This is a genomic window from Terriglobia bacterium, assembly GCA_020072645.1.
In the GTDB taxonomy this organism is placed as follows: domain Bacteria; phylum Acidobacteriota; class Terriglobia; order Terriglobales; family Acidobacteriaceae; genus Angelobacter.
On the sequence record JAIQGK010000005.1, the window covers coordinates 225,853 to 244,073 of the forward strand.

Sequence of the window (18,221 nt, forward strand, 5' to 3'; positions counted from 1 at the left end):
CGCTCCTGTCTTCGCCCTGCTTATGGGAAAAATGAAGAAAAAAAATTTTGTGCGCAGCAGTGTATTTTTTGTATAACGGAGAACTTATGAAAAAGGGTGTCATCTACGCCAGAGTTTCCAGCCGTGAGCAGGAACGCGAAGGCTTTTCCATCCCGGCACAGATCAAACTCAACAAAGATTGCAGTCTCAAGCGCGAAATCAAGATTGTCCGTGAGTTTGTGGACGTGGAAACGGCCAAGTGTACAGGCCGGAAGCAGTTTGATGAGATGGTGCGCTTTTTCCAAAAGCACCCGGATTGCCGTATTGTCATTGTCGAGAAGACCGACCGCCTGTATCGCAATTTCCGTGATTACGTGACTCTCGAAGATTTAGGCGTGGAAATCCATCTCGCCAAAGAAGGTCAGGTACTTAATAAAGATTCCAAGTCTCAGGCCAAATTGATGCACGGTTTTCAGGTTCTCATGGCCCGTAACTACATTGAGAACTTGCGCGAGGAAGTCAGAAAGGGCATGAAAGAGAAGGCCGCTCAAGGCGTCTACCCAGGCCGCGCCCCTTTGGGTTATCGCAACAACCAGCTTCAGCGCAATATTGAAATCCATCCCGAAAACGCCGAAGTAGTAAAACGCATCTTTGAGCTATACGCGAACGGCAATTGCGCGTTGGCCGAGTTGCGCCAGATCATACACACGGAAACCGGAAAGGCCATCGCTAAGAGCCACATCCATGACGGCATTCTCCGCAATCCGTTTTTATCTTGGTTTCTTCACTTGGGACGGTGAACAGCACAAGGGCACCCATCCCGCCATCATTAGCCCCGCATTGTTCCAGCGCGTTCAGGACGTTTTAGACGGCCACAACAAGCCCAAGTACCAGAAGCATGACTTCGCCTTTGGTGGACTGCTTACCTGCGCTTATGACGATTGCATGGTGACCGCTGAATTCAAGAAGCAGAAATACACCTATTACCGTTGCACCGGATACAAGGGCAAATGCGATCTGCCCCGCATGACTGAGGCCGAGCTAGGCAAGCGCTTAGGCGACGTGCTCAAGAACATCCATATTCCCGATGACGCATTGGCGCAGATTGAAAAGCGCATGAATGAAGGCCACACCAGCAGCGAGAGCGTGAAAAAACAACAGCGCCAGAAGCTAGAGCAGCGCCTTTCCGCAGTGCGCCAGCGCATTGACCAATCCTATATGGACAAACTAGACGGAAAAATCCCCGAGGACTTCTGGCAGCGCAAAAATGCCGAGTGGCAGCAGGAAGAACAGCAGATTCTTTTCGCTATGCAGGGCTTGGAACAGTCGAGTCCTGATACTCTTTTTACTGCAAAAAGGACTTTAGAACTCGCACATCAGGCTTATTTTCTATATCTTACGCAGAATCCGTCAGAACAGGGCAAATTACTCAAAAAGGTACTTTTGAACTGCCGTGTAGATGGCGCAAGTCTTTATCCTACATATAGAAAGCCCTTCGATATCATCTTTCAAAGAGCCAAAAATCAAGAATGGTCGGCACGGGCAGATTTGAACTGCGCAGGACCCTCGCAAGGCTTTTATTTGCGCGTCTCAGCTGCGCTTCGCCGCGATGGCCTTGGGGTGCTCGCGGTCGGCAGCTGAAAAAGCTGATTGCTGACGGCTGATTGGTGAAGGCTGGGGTTAATGGTCGGGACGGGCAGATTTGAACTGCGTGCGTCACTGCGTGACGGACCCCTCGCAAGGCTTTTATTTGCGCGTCTCCGCTGCGCTTCGCCGCGATGGCCTTGGAGTGCTCGCGGTCGGCAGCTGAAAAAGCTGATTGCTGACGGCTGATTGGTGAAGGCTGGGGTTAATGGTCGGGACGGGCAGATTTGAACTGCCGACCCCTCGCACCCCAAGCGAGTGCTCTACCAGGCTGAGCCACGTCCCGACGACAAAGGAAAGTCCGCTGCGCAAGAAATGGGGTGATTCACAGCGGAAAGTTCGCTTTGATTATAACATTGGCCGATTGAGCAGATGAACGGCGCCCAGCAAAGGCCCAACACGCTGAAGGAAAGTTGCGGGGTTGATTTGATAAACAATCCAACCCCGAAAGGGTGCAGCCATTTGTATAGTGCAGCCCTGATCGGCGAAAAATATAGCTGCCAGATGAAATTCCGATGAGAGCCGGCCATCCGTGGCCTTATTTGGGTGGCGGAACAAACTCTTTGGGCAGTTGCGCTCCCGCGCCGAAGAAATACTGCTGCATCTGCTCGACGAGGAATTGCTGTGCTTCGGGCTTCCAGGGCTGCAGGCGATATTCATTGAGCAGCATCTTGGAGTGCTCGGCCCACATCTTCCAGGCTTCGGCGCTCACATTTTCATAAATTTTCTGTCCCAGTTCGGTATCGAAAGGGGGCTCATCCAGGCCGGGGAGTTCGCGTCCCAGCTTTGCGCATTTGACCATACGAGGCATGGGAACATTGTAACAAGAGGAGGATGAGCGAGAAGGCGACGCGTGTGGGCCATCCCGGAGAGGCTTGGAAACAGCCGTGTGGCGAATCAGACAAGAATTATATTGCTTTTTGTTCGCCTACAATTGTAAACTCATTTCCTGCCTTTTTGAAAGGGGAATATGGGTCGATCATCTTCTACCAAGGCGGAATGGCTGGGCGCCTTGGAAACGGCGGCTAAGCTCGGAGTGGAGCAATCCAGCGCTGTGTGGGTGTGGATCATGCAGGAATTACGCCTGGGGCCGCAATACTTTCTGGCCATCCGCGAAGCCGTCCTGCAGGGACGATGGCGAACGGCGAAGAACCCGAAGACCTATATAAAGACCGTTGCCAAGCGCGAAGCGTTGAAGATGGGGCTGGTGAAGGAAGATAGCGGGAACCTGGTCCCGGTGGGCAGCAGCAGGAGTGATGGCGCAAAAATATCGGGCGAGGAAGCGTTGGAATACCTTGGCCACCACTACGATAGCCGCGATGCGGCCAAAGGCGAAGACGGGATCTGGCGGGCCGGAGCGGCAGGCGGGCGGGGTTGGGACGATCCCGTTGATGAACATGACAGTTATCGGGATTGGCTGGCTTCTGAAATGCCACGGGAACTTGCGATTGTGACGCCGCCCTCAGAGGAATGGAAAGCTACAGTCCGGGAAATGAATGACAGCTTTGAAGGCCTTGATTTGGATGCGCGCCCTTCAGTAAGGCCCGACTGGAACAAGTGGGCAGCAGCGGCTGGCCTGGATGAATGGGAGATGAAGGTGCTCAGGTGTCGACTTGCCGGAATGAGCCGCGAGCAGGCCATGCGGCTACTGCCGGACGAAGAGTCGCGGAAGGCGCTGCAGGCGGCCTGGAAACGCTTTGACCGCAATGGGATGGACTGGTTAAGGGAGGCGGCAAAAATAAAGTTGAAAAAAAGTGTCCCGGAGGGTGGCGTTTTTGACACTAGTAAGTAAAGGGGAAAGTTCTCTTAGCGGCGTACCCTTGTGGGGTCCATAATGCCCACAGTGGGAGAATACGAGAAAATGAAACCCAGCAAGAAAACCACAACGAAGTCTGCCACCAAACCACAAAACAGCCTTACCTACAGACCGTAAAAGCTGACGTCAGGATGCAAGTTTAAGGGGCGTCGCGAACGGCGCTTGGAGTTAACCACATCGATCCCTGTAGAGATGGGGCCGCATATTGGTTCGTCGGCTGGGAAAGCGTGTCAACAAATAGTTATTGGCGCTCCGCTTCGCTGCGCGCTGGCCTGCGGCGCAAGGAGGTTTTTTGTTTTAGCCCGTTACGGCACGAGTGAACTCGTGCCCTGACACTTGTGTCGCCTATGGACGCGATGCGGTTTTAGCCGAAAGAGTCAAGAATCGAAAATCAAGAGCCACCCGGAAGGGGTGGCTTTTTTATTTGGAGAAAAACATGCCACAAGTAAAGAAGGAAGACATCATTGCAGCCATCAAGGAGTGCGCGCAAAATCTAGGCCGCGCTCCCAAGTACGCGGAACTGCTCAACCACTTTCCCGCGGCCAAGATGGGAGCGATCCGAAAATATCTGGGGACATACACGCTGGCGCTGCACGAGAGCGGCCTGGATTGTTTAGGCGCGGGATTTGAAGTCCCGATGGACGAACTGTTCCGCGACTGGGCGGTGATCGTGCGCAAGATGAAGAAGCTCCCGACCATGACCGAGTACGAGCACCAGAGCAAGTACAGCGTGCGTCCGCTGACGACGCGTTTCAAGAGGTGGGCGCAGATGCCGCGAGGTATGCATGAATATGCGCGGCAGCAGAAACTGGATGTCGAGTATGCGGACGTAATAAACATGATTCGAGAGCATTACAAGGGCGAACCGGAGTCGGCATGGATGCTGGAGAGGCCGGTGGATTTAAAGGCCACGGGCGCGTATGAGCTGCCGGACCGTCCGGTGTTGGGGCCGCCGCTGACATCGATGCACATGTCTTGCGGGCCGACGAACGAACAGGGCGTGCTGTTTCTGTTTGCGCTGCTGGCGAAAGACCTGGGGTTTGTGGTGGAGCTGATAAGGACGGAGTTCCCGGATTGCCAGGCGTTGCGGCAGGTGGGCCTGGAGCGATGGCAGAGAGTGTGGATTGAGTTTGAGTATGAGAGCCGGAATTTTCTGAAACATTTTCACGATGCGAGCAAAGCCGACATCATTGTGTGCTGGTCGCACAATTGGCCGGAGTGTCCGCTGCCGGTGATTGAGCTGAAGGGGTTGGTGAAGAGGTTGGGGTAGGATCTTTTGCACCGCGGAGACGCGGAGGCGCGGAGAAGAATGATGATTGCATATCTTAGGGATAGGTGTATGGTTCTGGGCATGAAGAGCGTCGGCATGGCCGCCGTGGCCCTGCTTTGCCTTTTGGCAGGGTGTGGAGGCAGAACTTCCTCGTGGTCGCCGAACTCCGTCCGGCTGCCAATAACGTTGCGCGTAAGCCAGGGAGTGATGGATCAATCGCGCATTCATTATGTGAAGCCCGTGTATTCGGAAGCCCCGCAGAAGCTAGGCGATGTGACGTTGTTGTTTTGGGTCGACAAGAGCGGAGCCGTGGGAAATGTGAGAGCAATAGACGGAGATCCAATGCTGGCACGGACTGCGGTGGAAGCGGTGAAGCAGTGGAAATATCACCCTTATCTCTTAAACGGCGAACCAGTCGATGTCGAGACAACGGCGGTTGTACGTTTTGGGAAGTGAGCGTACGGGAAACATGTCTTCTGTCACCGTATTCCCATTGAATATCCATTCCTGTGCCGCCCCGGCTGGGGCTCTAATCATCCTCACACTTTCCCACCCTTGCGGCTTCGCATGCACTCGCCTTCAGAGTGGGCTAATCTCTCGACGCGGCTACGGCGCTGGGTACGATAGTCTAAGCATCCATTTCGCCCTAAATACTTCGGGGAACCATCCCATGCGTGGGTACCCATTTCGCTCTCGCCCTTAGTCGCATTCGCTCCCGCGGGCGATCGCAAAATGGGTACCGAAGTAAAGAAGCCGTTCATTTGGGAAGAAAGAAACTGCCGAATGGGAACAAAGAAAGAAGCGGTTTGATTGGGCGAAAAAGAAGCGGTTGATTGGGAACAAAGAAAGACGCCTGCGGTCCACGATGTTTTTGAGGGATGGCTTCTTGTGCCCAGTAAGCATCGTGCGATTATGCTGCACAGGCAGGAGTGCCTGTGCCGCAAAATTCAACTACTGTCCCTACAGACTTCCGAGGGTGATCTGAACTTCATCCTCGTTTCTTGTGACGCTTTTCGCTGCGTTTTGGCTTGTCTTCCAACACCGCAAACTGGACTTTCTTCTGCATGTGATCAATGCGGTCAACGATGACGCGAACTTTGTCGCCGATGGAGTAGGTTTTCTTGCTGCGGGCGCCGATGATCTGCCGGGTGTTTTCGTGGTAGCCGTAGTTGTCATCGGTGAGCGAGTTCAGCGGTACCAGGCCTTCAATGAACAGCTCCGTCAGCTCCACGAAGAAGCCGAATTTGGTGACGCTGACGATCAGGCCGTCAAAGTCTTCTCCCACACGCTGCTCCATGAACTTGAGCTTCTTCCATTCCAGCAGTTCGCGCTCAGCTTCAGCGGCGGCGCGTTCAGATGTGCTGGAGCTTTCGGCAATTTCATGCAGTTCAGGCTCTGAGATAGGGCCGGCAAGCGGAATGGAGGAGAGGCGTCGGCGGGCCGAGGAGCCTTTTTCTGCGCGCTTGGACCAGGGAGAATGAGCCTCATGAGATTGCTGGGCGCGGAAGCGGAGGGGAATGCCGCTTTCTCCTGGGGAGTGACTGGCCGATTTTATCGGGTGATCGGGTGATCGGGTGATCTGGTGATCGGACTCGTGCCCACGAGCTTTTCTTCCCTTGTGTGTCTCGTGGGATTCACCATGCACAGGCAAGAGTGCCTGTGCCACAGAACCCTTGAGACTTTCCTGCGCAGCCGAGGGCGGCTGCGATCCACGATCCTTATTTGATGTTGTTTCATTCTCATTCCGCAGCACCCATTTCAGAATGCGATGGATGATCAGATCAGGATAGCGGCGGATGGGTGAGGTAAAGTGCGTATAAGCATTTGCGGCCAGGGCGAAGTGACCTTCATTGACCTCTGAATAGCGAGCCTGCTTGAGCGAACGCAGCATCAGGAAAGAAAGCACGCGCTCTTCCGGCTTGCCGGAGATCTTCTGGACCAGCTTCTGGTACATGCGCGGCGTTACGTGGACTTCTTCCGGCAGTTCAATGGTCGGGGCGCGGCGGCCGGATTCGCGGAAATGGCGTTTATCACCTTTGGTCTGCACGCGCTTGATGGGTAGCGCGCCCACGCCGAGCGAATAGCCAAAGCTGGCGGCAAGGGTTTCAAACTCATAAATGCGCTTTGCGTCCGGCTTTTCATGGATGCGGTACAGGCTGGGCACACCGCGCTGCTCCAGGTGCGAAGCCACAGTCTCATTGGCGGCGAGCATAAATTCTTCAATCAGGCGATGCGCCCAGTTGCGCTCTGAAGCCGCAACGCTCTTCATGAGGCCATGCTCGTCAAATTCGATGATCGGCTCAGGCAGGTCGAAATCAATAGAACCGCGCTTGACGCGCTTGCGGTTGAGGATCTGGGCAAGTTCGTACATGAGATCAACCTTTTCAGCCAACGAGGCGTAGTGGTCACGGATCGCTTTATTTGTTTCGGCTATCCGGTGATCTGGTGATCGGGTGATCTGGTGATCGGAGGTGGATTCACGTCCTTTGTTGCCCTCATGTGATTCGTGAGAGCGACCATGCACAGGCAAGAGTGCCTCCACCCCAGCGCGTGCAGAACCGGCGCGCTCTGGGGACCCCGGTGCCTGTGCCACAGAACCCTTGAGATTCTCGTGCGCAGGCGAGGGCGCCTGCGGTCCACGATTTTTATAAGAATCCGTGCCTGGCGCCTGCGGTCCACGATCTTTTTTACCCGCTTCAATGATGGCGTTCACGTCGGTATAGGTCATGCGCTGGGCGGAGCGGATCACGCCTTCAGCCAGTTCGTAATATGCGATCTCTCCGTTGGGCTCGATTTCCATGATGCAGCTCAGCACCAGGCGTTCAAGATCAGGACGCAGGCTGCAAATATCAGTGGAAAGTTCCAGCGGCAGCATGGGCACGGCGCGGTCAGGGAAATAAACGGACGTTCCGCGCTTGCGCGCTTCTTCATCGATGGCTGAGCCATCGTCCACGTACTGGGCCACGTCGGCAATGTGGACCTGAAGCTCGTAATTGCCGTTGTCGAGGCGGGTGACCAGCACGGCATCGTCAAAGTCGCGGGCGGTTTCTCCGTCAATGGTGACGATAGGCAGATGGCGGAAATCACGGCGCGCGGCGATTTCCTTTTGGTGGACGACCGGGTTGATCTCCTGCGCTTCTTCCAGCACCTCCGCGGGGAAGATGTGCGGGATATGGTGCTTGCGGATAATCATTTCCACGTCAACGCCGAAATCGTCTTCATAGCCGAGGATTTCTTTGACGCGCCCGCGCGGGCTCTGCGTGGCGGAAGGCCACTGCGTTATTTCTACTTCGACGACGACGTTATCCAGGTCGTCCCAGGTTTTGCGTTGGGCTTCTTCGCCTAACACTCGATGAGGACTATGGCGGGTGGGGTGTTTGGGAGTGGGAGCTTTATCGTGCACAGGCAGGAGTGCCTGTGCCACAGAAACCTTGAGATTCTCGTGCGCAGGCGAGGGCGCCTGCTGTCCACGATCATGATGAAAACCCACAGCCGAGGGCGGCTGTGCCACACGGGTATCGCGGTCGTCTTTGGATGGCCCGCCTTCCTCGTCTTCCGGCTTGGGGTACTCCATGCCGGGCGGGATGATGATTTCCATGGCCAGCTTTTCATCGATCGGCGTGACGAAGTTACGGCCGCTGCCGTAGTGAAAGATGCCGACGACGGTTTCCTGCTCGCGTTCCATTACGCGGACGATCCTGCCTTCAGCCTTGCCGTCATGGCGGAGACGGCCCATTTCCACCAGAACCTGGTCACCATGCATGGCGTTGCCGACTTCGGGCGGAGGAATAAAGATATCGCCCTGGAGCTTGCCCTGGGCACGTGCCGGGAGCGAGCCGGGTTCGGGGATGACGAAGCCGTAGCCATCGCGATGCATACGTAACCTGCCGACGACGAGGTCTTGGTTGCTGGCGGAGGTCGGCAGGCCCCAGCGCTCTTTGCCAATGGCGATGAGCTTGCGCCGGCGCGTGAGGTCGCGCAAGAGCTGCTGCAGGGTGCGGCGGTCCTTGCCCTTGAGGCCCAGGTCATGGATGAGCTGTTTGAAGCCGGCCATGTGCTTAGGCTGTTTGGAGACGTAATGGAGGATCTGTTGTTCAGTCAGCATTCAATTGATTAGGTGCAAGAATCGGTTAAAAGCATGGCATTATCAATTTGGTTAATGGTAAATTGGTAACCGCAAATCGGGAAATCGGCTAGCGGGGAGCAGGTGCGAGGATGCGAAAATCACCGATTCCTCTTAATCCTATCCTAGCGCGAAAAGGATTTTCCTTCTAAGGGGCTTGCCCGATATAAGAAATGCCAACAACGGAGGAATATTTACACCAGTCAAGCAGTGTCCGGGGAGACGGATGCGTGAGGGCACTGCGTGAAGGCATGGCCAAACCAGAGTTTCTGGAGTTGGCGGAATAGCCGGGAGTTTGGTTATTAACGTGCCGTCGCCTTACTTGGTTGTCCCCCCAACGGCCAATATGTTTTATATAGCAGCGGGCGAAAAGTAGCTGGCTGCGCATTACCATCAGAATCGAAAGGATGTAGAAAATAATGTGGAAGCCTGCTGGCACGACCGCAACACCGACGAATCCGAACCAAAAACCCGCAGCGGAACCGGAGAAACCAGTTATGAGCAATACCCCCACCCTGCCTAGCGAGCCGACGCCGGTCGCCGCGCCTCGCAATGCCGTACTCAACAACACGGAGCAAGCCACCATCGGGAAATCGCTCGTCATCAAGGGCGAAGTGACCGGCTCTGAATCGCTATATATCGACGGCCGCGTGGAAGGCTCCGTCAACCTGCCCGGCAACCGAGTAACGGTCGGCCGCAACGGCCAGGTCCAGGCCAACATCAATGCCAAGGAAGTCGTGGTCCTGGGCAAGGTCAAGGGCAACGTCACTGCCAGCGACCGGGTCGACATCCGGAATGAAGGTTCACTTGGCGGCGACGTAGTTTGCCAAAGAATTTCGATCGAAGACGGCGCATGGTTCAAGGGCTCGATTGATATTCGCAAGCCCGGCGCGAAGGAATTGGGCGGCAAAGAAGCCACCTCAATCACTGATTCGCCGCGCATGACAACGGCCACTGCATAATTTTTCTTGGGAAGGCAGTCCCATTTGCCCTCTTTCAGGGTGCTTCCTCCGGGGAGCACCCGGGAACGGGTTCGGTGGAAAGAAGTCCATGGTCAATAAAATTCTCCAGTTGCTCTCGATTCGCTGCTCGCACAAAAAGATATCCCAGCCCTTTGCCGCAGCCGCAGCGCCCAAACGCCGCGCCGTCAATTCAGACTGGGACGTCCCCACTCCCGCCGGCGAACACTACGTCGTCTGCTTGGACTGCGGACACAAGTTCCAATATGACTGGGCAAAGATGAGGGTGATCGAGTAGGGCTTTTTTGAAATCCCGAGCTCGCGAGGGATCCCTACCTCCTTCGAAGTCTTAGAGGATTGCCGAGGCATTAGATTCGTTGCTGCTCGTCCAGAGCAACTCTTACCGTCCCCGACTTAGTTCTTGCCCAAGCCGACAGATTTTCCGTGACTATAGCGATCCCTCGCTATGCTCGGGATTTTGAGAACACTCTCCTCACCAGCCCGCCTGCCTGTTCGATTCCCATCAGCGCAGTGCAGCCCAGATACACCGCGCCGTAAGGAACGAGAATCAGCAAGCCTCCGATAATCGGCCTCTGTGGATGTAATCCCAGCTTTACTCCCCACGCCACTGCCGCGCCGATGATCGCAGCCAGCCAGAGCCTGGCAAAGTAGGAAGCAGGGAACTCGCTGCGTCCTATCTTCAAGTTCATCCCGCGACGCAACAGCGTGAACTCCACCCACGCGGCAAAGCCTGCGGATGCAGTCAGCCCCGCCGCGCCCCAAAATGGATCAATGTGCAACAACAGCGGCAGCTGTTGCGAACACAAATACCCAAGCACTGTGGTCAGAACCACACGGATAACCGCAAAACGTACAGGCGTTCGCGTATCGCGCAAAGCATAATAAGCTGAAGAATACAGCCGTCCCACGGTCGAAGCCACCAGACCCACGCCGGATCCCGCCAGGATCGTCCAAACCTTCACCGCGTCCCCGTGAGAAAACTTTCCTGTCTGGTAGATGGTTGCGGTGATTACGTCGCCCAACGCGATGAAGCCCACGGCGGATGGCACCACAAAAAAACCTACCCGCTTGGTGCTGGCGGCGATCCTTTGCCGTAGGGTCGTCGCAATCTGTTCGTCTGTTCCCACCGCGCTGGACATGGCTGGCAGTTCGGCCGCCGAAACCGACATGCCAAACAGGCTGACGGGCAGTAAATAAAGGGCCTGTGCGTTGGCCAACGCTGACACACCGCCTACAGGAAGCAAGCTGGCCAGCAACCCGTCAATATAAGCGCTCAATTGCAGCACGCCACGGCTGAAGAACACAGGAACAAAGTTTCTGATCACCACGCGCACGTTTTCCGTAAGCGAGCGGAAGAAGATTCGCAACTCTGGCGCGAGTCGCAGCACCATCGGAATCTGCACCAGAAATTGCAATCCACTCCCCACTACCGATCCCCAGGCCGTGTAAACGGCCAAGTGAGACATGTCAGCGCGTCGGCCCATCGCCAGCATTACCACGATAAAAGTGGCGTTCACGATAACCGGGGAAACATACGAGAGAAAGAACTTGCCGTGACTGTTCAGGATTCCCAGGCACCATGCCGACATTACCAGCAGTCCGACGCCGGGAAACAAAATCTGCACCAGTTGAATAGTGAGCCGACGGGTTTCGCCTTTGAACCCAAAGGCGATCACATCAATAATGTAGGGTGTTGCCAGCACTCCCACCAGCACCAGCACAGAAGTGATGACGGCCAGCAGGGAAAAGACCGCACCCGCCACCCGTCCTGCCTCTTCGCGGTCTTTCTGGGCCAGCAGTTTGGCATAGACAGGGATAAACGATGCCGAAAGCACGCCTTCGCCAAAAAGATTTTGCAGCATGTTGGGGATGCGCAGCGCCGCCTTAAATGCGTCCGCAACATAAGTAATGCCGAAATAATGGGCAAAGATGCGATCGCGCACCAGACCGGTAATGCGGCTGAGAAAGATTCCCGCCGCCACCAGAAAGGCGTGCCGTCCCACTCCGGCGTGGCCCCCCGGCCTGGTAGAAGTTGTCACGCGTGTGCTCGTCCCATCCAACCTTGTTTATAAATGAGAAGTCCATGTCCTGTGGGCTAAATTATTCACTCAGCCGCACTTGGAACCTCCACTATACTGGGCAAATAAGGACCCCAAGTAGTGAAGGGACAACGCATGCGTTTGAGCAGCACTTCCAGCTTTTTGGCGATGATGATTTTTCTGGGTTGCGCAGCCGGTTTCATGGCCGCGCAAGAAGCCACTCCAGAGGGTTCTTACCAGCAGACGTGCAGTGATATTTCCGTCAAGAAAGGGACGCTCTACGCCAACTGCCAGGATACGACAGGCAAATCCCATGACACCAAACTCTCGCATTATGAAAAGTGCTCTGACATTGCCAACAAAAATGGCAAGCTGGAATGCGCTGGCGGAGCCAAGGCCGCGGCGCCTTCACAGCCGGCCGGGTCTTATACAGAGAGCTGCAAAAATATCCAGATGAAAGACACCACGCTGCACGCCGTCTGCAAGAGCCTGGATGGCCGGGAGATGCCGACCTCGCTCAAGGAAGCTAATCGCTGCGCTGAGGGCGTTGCCAATATCAACGGCATTTTGAACTGTGAAGCCAGCGGCGTGCTGCCGCCCGGTTCCTACATCGCCACCTGTAGAGACGTCCGGCTGCAAGGGACCACGCTGTACGCCACCTGCAATGACGGCAAGGATCATTGGCTCAGCGCCAGCCTGCGCGATGTCCAGAAATGCGGCGGTGATATTGCTAACCAGAACGGAACCCTGCGCTGCACTGCGATCAATAGGGAAAAGCGTTAGTTTTGAACGAGAGGAAGAGCCGCATTGCAGGCTACAGCCTCGCTCTTTCCACGGCCAACTGGATGTGAATGCGCCGTTCACTGGTGATGCTTGCATGCGCAATCAGTTCCAATTTGAAACCCAGTTTTTTAATTCACAGAAATTTCATTGTAGCTTTGCCTTAACTCAGGCGTGCGCCTGTATGTTGATGCAAGCCGTCATCGAGTTCAACTCGGTTTTTGACGGCCAAACCGTCTGTTGGAGGAAAGGCAAACGATGAAGATGCAAAGATTCCGTAGGGTGGTCGCTTTGTTCGTGATTGTCCTGGGCAGTGCAAACCTCTTTGGCTGGTCCGCTGAAGGGCATGAAGCAGTAGCTGATATCGCTCAAAACTTGCTGACGCAGTCCGGGCAATTCGCTCCGGTCCAGGCCATTCTTGGCAATCTTACCCTGGCGCAGATTTCAGTCTGCCCGGATGAATTACGCGCATTCCAGTCTAGCGGCACAGCCATGGATGCTGCCTGCACACAGGTTTTCACCAACCCAGCGCCTCCCACAGGCACCAGTGGATGGCATTTCATTGATATCCCTGTTTCGCTGACGAGCCCGACGGACGCAGATGTAAACACGGCTTGTGGGTCTGCCTGCGTGCTTACCGAGATTGATCGCTGGGGTACGGTCCTGGCTGACACAACCCAGTCCAACGCGGAACGTTTGCAGGCCCTCTCTTTCGTGGTCCATTTCATCGGCGACGTTCATCAGCCTTTGCACTCCGCCACGCGCGGCTCAGATGCCGGTGGAAATGCGGAGAATGTGAAGATTGACGGCGGCACAACCAGCCTCCACCACGCATGGGATTTCAACCTGGTGAATGATATCAATTCTGATCCGGTCGGGCTGGCCGCCAATTTGAGCCCGGAAATCGCGGCTGCACAGGCGGAAGCCCAGACTACCCCGGAAAACTGGTCGCTTCAGGCCTGGCAGTTTGCCAAAAATGTTGCTTATGCCGGAATTCCCACCAGCACCACAACCACTACTACGCTTTCCGCCACCTACATCTCTAACGCGGAGCCCGTTGTGCGGCAGCAGATTGCGCGCGCTGGAGTTCGCCTGGCGCAATTTCTGGCCAGCAAGCTTCCAGTTGCCGGTGGTCCCACGCCAACTCCGACCCCAACCCCAAGTCCAACGCCCACACCAACTCCAACGGGTACTGAGCTTCTGGGCAATAAAGGATTCGAAGCCGGCGCAGCAAATCCATCGCCCTGGGTTTTAACTTCCACTCATTCGCCGATTCAGATTATCAACAGCTCAGCTTCCGAGCCTCCACACACCGGCACTTTCGACGCATGGCTGGATGGCTGGGGCACCACCAATACAGACACGATACTGCAAACCGTGACCATCCCTTCCACTTCCATCTCGGCAACGCTGAGCTTCTGGCTGCATATCAATACCGCCGAGACAAGCAAAACAAGCGCCTTTGACACCTTGACCGTCCAGATCAGAGACACCAGCGGTACCGTGCTGCAGACGCTGGCTACTTTCTCCAACCTGAATGCGGCGACCGGATATCAGCAACACAGCTTTAACCTGAATGCTTATATCGGGAAGACCGTTCAAATATTCTTCAAAGGCACGGAGGACTTTGAATTACAGACTTCCTTTGTGCTGGATGACGCTTCACTGCTGGTCCAGTGACCCCCTAAAACAAAACTGTGGCGGACGTAAGTCCGCCACAGAGCTAATCCAATATGCGGAGGCTAGTTCAGAGGGTGAGATGAGATAGCTTGAATGTAGGCTCTTGGATCATCCAAAGCAGAAGATCCATCAAACAACTTCCGCCGCCCTGAGAGCGTCAATCTCTTCTTCCTTGTAGCCAATTTCTCTTAGCACTTCATCCGTATGCTCACCCAGCGCGCCGCTCAGTTCCACGATCTACTATCCGGCAATGATCCTGTTAAAATTGATAGCCTGGTAAGGGAACAATTCCGTTTCCTACGCCGAACCTATTCATGGAGGGAAGGTCACCCATGAAGCATGCTGCGGGTTATCTACTGTTCTTACTGGTATTGCTTAGCATCGGGCTGTCGGGATGCAGCGGCAGCAACGGCATGATGCCTACGCCCACGCCCACTCCTATCCCGTTTTTCTCCGGCCTTTTTGAGATCGATGCAGTTTCAAACACTGACTTCCCCGTTTTCCGGCTGCAGGGGAACCTCACGCAAAACGGCAACAGCATGTCCGGAATCATGCATCTTGCTATGCTTTCCTGCGTTTCGTTTAATACCGATATTCAGGTGACCGGAACGTTGAGCAATCCGGACGGTCTTCGGTTGGATCTTGCGATGGTTCTGCCCGGCGGTCAGAATTTGTCCTTCAGCATGAGCCATCCAAACGGGACACTCTTTCCTGGGATTTATTCCTTTACCGGCGGGACGGACTGCGGCGTCCCTGACTCGGGCGGGGCCCTGCTAAACGGAATGGGTTTGACCGGCGCCTGGCGCGCGACCTTCACCTCCTCCGGAGGGACCACCTCGCACATGAGCCTGGCGCTCACACAAACCGGTCCTGATGCTCATGGATTTTTCTCCGCAACGGGCACGGCAACTATCAGTGGAGGCACATGTTTCAGCTCAGCCACGGTAGATCCAGCCTCGCTTCTCATCGGTACGGGAAGCCAGTTGATTCTTGATAATAGCCAGCCCGGAACCAGCGGCAAGACGATCCTGCAGGGTAAATTTAGCCCTCTCGCCTTTGGCGGCCTGTCCTTTGTCGGCACCTATACTTCAACCCAGGGCGCCTGCTCGGAGTCGGGAACCATCATTATGGATACCCCATAAGCTTACCTCGACAGCGCGCCATGCTGTTTTCATCTGATGTATGCTCCCACTGCCTGTTCAATGGTAGCTTTGGAATATTTACAATAGTTGCGGTTCTGAAGGTTTCCTTGGAAGGAGCAAATCCATGAAACTTATCTCTCGCTTCTACTTACTCCTGGCGTTATTACTGTATCTGTCGTTATCCGGTTGCGGCGGCGGAAGTATGCGCGAGCTTCCTCCTCCGCCATTTACCTCCGGCCTGTATACGCTGTTTGTTAGCTCGAATTCCATCTGCCTCAACCCGACTTAGACTGGCCCTGACGCGCATGGATTTTTTCCGCGACGGGTACTGGAACAGTTGCCCGGCACCTGCTTCGGCAGCGTCTCGGTAAATGCGACCACCGTGATCGCCGGCTTAGGAACGAACTTTGTCCTGAACAACAGCCAGTCCGGAACCACAGGCGAGCTGATGCTGCAAGGCGACATTATTCCGGGCGCTTTTTGGTAAGCGCAAGCTTGCAGGAAATCTATACCTCTGCACAGGGCGCGTGTTCGGAGACCGGCGTGGTCAGAATGCAGACGGGCTAGTTTAGAATTATTCCGCACGGCGTTTTCCTGGAAGGAGCCTACTCCATGAACCGCAGTTTTCTAACCCTGTCACTCTTACTCTGTGCCGTCTTGTCCGGCTGCGGCGGCCATAATTCCATGCCGGTGCCAACGCCTACCCCTGTCATATCTCCGCCGCCCGGCGGTTTCACTACGATCAAAGCCATTTCCAACAGCAATCCAAGTCTCAATTTTCGACTCGATGGCAACATAAATGGGAACTTTCCCATTTCATCGGCTCTTTCCGGTGTTATGCATATCAATAATTCTCCATGTTTTTCTTTCAATACGGATATACCTTTGAGTGGCGTGGTGAAAGACAACACAGGAGATTCGGACCTGCTCTTGGCGTTGCCCAGCGGGCAGAAACTATCGTTTACCCTGGTTCGTGCCGGAGATTTTTTTGGCGGCACCTATTCTCTTACCGGCGCGGGTTGCGCCACGCCTGACCAGGGAACGATAACCACCGGGAGCTTTAACTTCCTGGGCATTTATGTTGGCTTCCTCAACTCCAGCAGCGGAACTTCTTCCCGGCTCACACTGACCATCACGACCCAGACCGCTCCAGACGTGAACGGCTTTTTCTCGGCGACGGGCTCGGGAACACTGGTCGGCATTTCCGGTACAGCATCATGTTTCACCAATGCGACCATCGACCCATCTACCACCGTCCTGAGCGGCCCGAACAGCCAGATCGTGCTCCTGGATAGCGATCCGGGAAAGACTGGCAAGACCATCCTGACTGGAACTATGGACGGCGAGCCTTTTGGCGATATGGCATTCAATGGCACCTATACATCCACAGAAGGAACTTGCTCCAATTCGGGTAGCATTAGCCTGTTGCGGTAGCAGGGGCTCGCAGTTGAATTAGCTCCACATCCGATTCTCATTTCGTGCAGGGAGGCTAACCATCGACGTCTTACTATCTAGTGTCCTTTTTCGCCATTCGAGGGGTTTCCACAAACCTTTTTAAACTGCGGCCATCGCCCGAAGACCGTCGATCTCTGCATCGCTGTATCCAATCTCTCGCAGCACTTCATCCGTATGTTCCCCCAGTGCCGCCGCTCGGCTGCGGATGCCGCCCGGCGTCGCCGACAGTCTGACAGCCGTGTCCGCCAGCGGCACCGGCTTTGCTGCGCCCGGGTGTTCGACGTAACGCAGCAACTCTCGTGCTTTCACCTGCGGATCATCCAGCACCTGCTGTAAATCCATCACCGGTCCAGCGGGAACACGCGCCTTTTCCAACTCGGCGATGGCCTGCTCCGTGGTTCGTATTGCCAGCCAGGCGTTCATTGCGTCGGTAATGGTATCGCGATTGTCAGCGCGAAGCTGGTCGCTGGCAAAACGCGGATCGCCGATGAAATCCTCGTGTCCTACCAGCCGAGCCCACCGGGCAAACATGTCATTGCCCACGGCAGAAACCACAATCCAGCCGTCTTTGGTCTGGTAGCAATCAGAAGGAGCTGCATAAAAACTTGTATTGCCCAACTGTCGCCGTTCAATACCGAGCACCGATCGCTCCGCCAGCAAGCCCTGCACATAGGTGATGCCAGTCGCCAGCAGCGATCCGTCCACGATTTGCCCTTCGCCTGTCTGTGCGCGATGATACAGCGCCACCATCACGCCGAAAGCCGTGTGCAGAGCCGTGCCGTAATCTTCAAAAGGGACAATGTCGCGTACCGGTGTCCCCGCAAATCCCGTAAGACCCATAGCGCCGGACATGGCCTGCGCCACCGTGTCAAAGCCCACTCGATTCGCATATGGCCCGTCGGGACCGAAAGTAGAAATACGGGCAAGAATAATGTCCGGCTTGGTCGCCTTTAGCGAATCGTAATCCAGCCGCATGCTCTTCAGTACGTTGTTCGGCAGATTCGCCACCACCACGTCCGCGCCTTTCACCAGACGGCGAATCACCTCAGCCGACTCCGGCTTAGATGTATCGAGCGTAAGATTGCGCTTGTTGCGATTGAGCGAAAGAAATCCTCCGCCTTCGCCGCTTTTAGTGATCGCCGCAATATAGCGGTCTTCACTCCCTTGGCGACGATCGACGCGAATCACGTCCGCGCCCATATCCGCCAGCAGCATGGCGCAGTACGGGCCGGCTATAAAGCGCCCAAAATCAATGACGCGGATACCGGAGAGGGGCAGCTTACTTTGCATCGCGGGATTTTAAATCAAATCTG

At 55.3% G+C, this 18,221-nt stretch carries 15 protein-coding genes, 1 tRNA gene and 2 pseudogenes; 12 read left to right on the forward strand and 6 right to left on the reverse strand.

Features of this window, described 5'->3' with window-relative positions; translation table 11 throughout:
• The first annotated feature begins 86 nt into the window (after positions 1 to 86).
• Together LAO76_09550 and LAO76_09555 are read left to right on the forward strand one after the other, a co-directional pair.
• Positions 87 to 779 (forward strand): recombinase family protein, encoded by a 693-nt coding sequence (locus LAO76_09550; protein MBZ5491164.1) that lies wholly within the window; start codon positions 87 to 89, stop codon positions 777 to 779.
• Positions 724 to 1,620, forward strand: coding sequence for a recombinase family protein (locus tag LAO76_09555; GenBank protein ID MBZ5491165.1), 897 nt, complete (start codon positions 724 to 726; stop codon positions 1,618 to 1,620). The genes LAO76_09550 and LAO76_09555 overlap by 56 nt, the downstream gene beginning before the upstream one ends.
• Before the next feature lie 212 nt (positions 1,621 to 1,832).
• On the opposite strand, the gene LAO76_09560 is transcribed toward LAO76_09555, so the two are convergent.
• Positions 1,833 to 1,909 (reverse strand) — tRNA-Pro (locus LAO76_09560).
• Between the two features lie 252 nt (positions 1,910 to 2,161).
• Entirely contained in the window at positions 2,162 to 2,434 is a 273-nt protein-coding gene (locus LAO76_09565; GenBank protein ID MBZ5491166.1) for an oxidative damage protection protein, read from the reverse strand.
• 159 nt (positions 2,435 to 2,593) lie between these two features.
• On the opposite strand from LAO76_09565, the gene LAO76_09570 reads away from it, so the two are divergent.
• The 3 genes from LAO76_09570 to LAO76_09580 all read left to right on the forward strand — a co-directional run bounded on the left by LAO76_09570 (position 2,594) and on the right by LAO76_09580 (position 5,165).
• Positions 2,594 to 3,415 (forward strand): hypothetical protein, encoded by an 822-nt coding sequence (locus tag LAO76_09570; protein MBZ5491167.1) that lies wholly within the window; start codon positions 2,594 to 2,596, stop codon positions 3,413 to 3,415.
• Between the two features lie 460 nt (positions 3,416 to 3,875).
• Positions 3,876 to 4,709 carry a hypothetical protein gene (locus LAO76_09575; protein MBZ5491168.1) on the forward strand — a complete coding sequence of 278 codons (834 nt, stop codon included), beginning with the start codon at positions 3,876 to 3,878 and terminating at the stop codon, positions 4,707 to 4,709.
• 81 nt (positions 4,710 to 4,790) lie between these two features.
• On the forward strand, positions 4,791 to 5,165 hold the full coding sequence (locus LAO76_09580; GenBank protein ID MBZ5491169.1) for an energy transducer TonB: 375 nt from the start codon (positions 4,791 to 4,793) through the stop codon (positions 5,163 to 5,165).
• A 532-nt stretch (positions 5,166 to 5,697) separates the two neighbouring features.
• Here LAO76_09580 and LAO76_09585 read toward each other — a convergent pair.
• Entirely contained in the window at positions 5,698 to 6,543 is an 846-nt protein-coding gene (locus LAO76_09585) for a S1 RNA-binding domain-containing protein (GenBank protein ID MBZ5491170.1), read from the reverse strand.
• Positions 6,544 to 7,395: 852 nt separating this feature from the next.
• Positions 7,396 to 8,472, reverse strand: a pseudogene (locus tag LAO76_09590) (RNB domain-containing ribonuclease).
• Between the two features lie 779 nt (positions 8,473 to 9,251).
• Here LAO76_09590 and LAO76_09595 point away from each other — a divergent pair.
• Together LAO76_09595 and LAO76_09600 are read left to right on the forward strand one after the other, a co-directional pair.
• Positions 9,252 to 9,794: a polymer-forming cytoskeletal protein gene (locus tag LAO76_09595; protein ID MBZ5491171.1), complete on the forward strand. Its 543-nt coding sequence runs from the start codon at positions 9,252 to 9,254 to the stop codon at positions 9,792 to 9,794.
• Between the two features lie 88 nt (positions 9,795 to 9,882).
• Entirely contained in the window at positions 9,883 to 10,089 is a 207-nt protein-coding gene (locus LAO76_09600; GenBank protein MBZ5491172.1) for a hypothetical protein, read from the forward strand.
• A gap of 166 nt (positions 10,090 to 10,255) precedes the next feature.
• Here LAO76_09600 and murJ read toward each other — a convergent pair whose 3' ends face one another.
• Positions 10,256 to 11,797, reverse strand: coding sequence for a murein biosynthesis integral membrane protein MurJ (gene murJ, locus LAO76_09605; GenBank protein MBZ5491173.1), 1,542 nt, complete (start codon positions 11,795 to 11,797; stop codon positions 10,256 to 10,258).
• Between the two features lie 189 nt (positions 11,798 to 11,986).
• On the opposite strand from murJ, the gene LAO76_09610 reads away from it, so the two are divergent.
• The 5 genes and pseudogenes from LAO76_09610 to LAO76_09630 all read left to right on the forward strand — a co-directional run bounded on the left by LAO76_09610 (position 11,987) and on the right by LAO76_09630 (position 16,887).
• Positions 11,987 to 12,634 (forward strand): CVNH domain-containing protein, encoded by a 648-nt coding sequence (locus LAO76_09610; GenBank protein ID MBZ5491174.1) that lies wholly within the window; start codon positions 11,987 to 11,989, stop codon positions 12,632 to 12,634.
• Between the two features lie 255 nt (positions 12,635 to 12,889).
• Positions 12,890 to 13,741: pseudogene (locus LAO76_09615) on the forward strand (S1/P1 nuclease).
• Between the two features lie 902 nt (positions 13,742 to 14,643).
• Positions 14,644 to 15,453 carry a hypothetical protein gene (locus LAO76_09620; GenBank protein MBZ5491175.1) on the forward strand — a complete coding sequence of 270 codons (810 nt, stop codon included), beginning with the start codon at positions 14,644 to 14,646 and terminating at the stop codon, positions 15,451 to 15,453.
• Positions 15,454 to 15,790: 337 nt separating this feature from the next.
• Entirely contained in the window at positions 15,791 to 15,940 is a 150-nt protein-coding gene (locus LAO76_09625; protein ID MBZ5491176.1) for a hypothetical protein, read from the forward strand.
• Positions 15,941 to 16,065: 125 nt separating this feature from the next.
• Entirely contained in the window at positions 16,066 to 16,887 is an 822-nt protein-coding gene (locus LAO76_09630; protein MBZ5491177.1) for a hypothetical protein, read from the forward strand.
• 120 nt (positions 16,888 to 17,007) lie between these two features.
• Here LAO76_09630 and LAO76_09635 read toward each other — a convergent pair whose 3' ends face one another.
• Positions 17,008 to 18,198 carry a CoA transferase gene (locus LAO76_09635; GenBank protein MBZ5491178.1) on the reverse strand — a complete coding sequence of 397 codons (1,191 nt, stop codon included), beginning with the start codon at positions 18,196 to 18,198 and terminating at the stop codon, positions 17,008 to 17,010.
• Positions 18,199 to 18,221 lie beyond the last annotated feature (23 nt).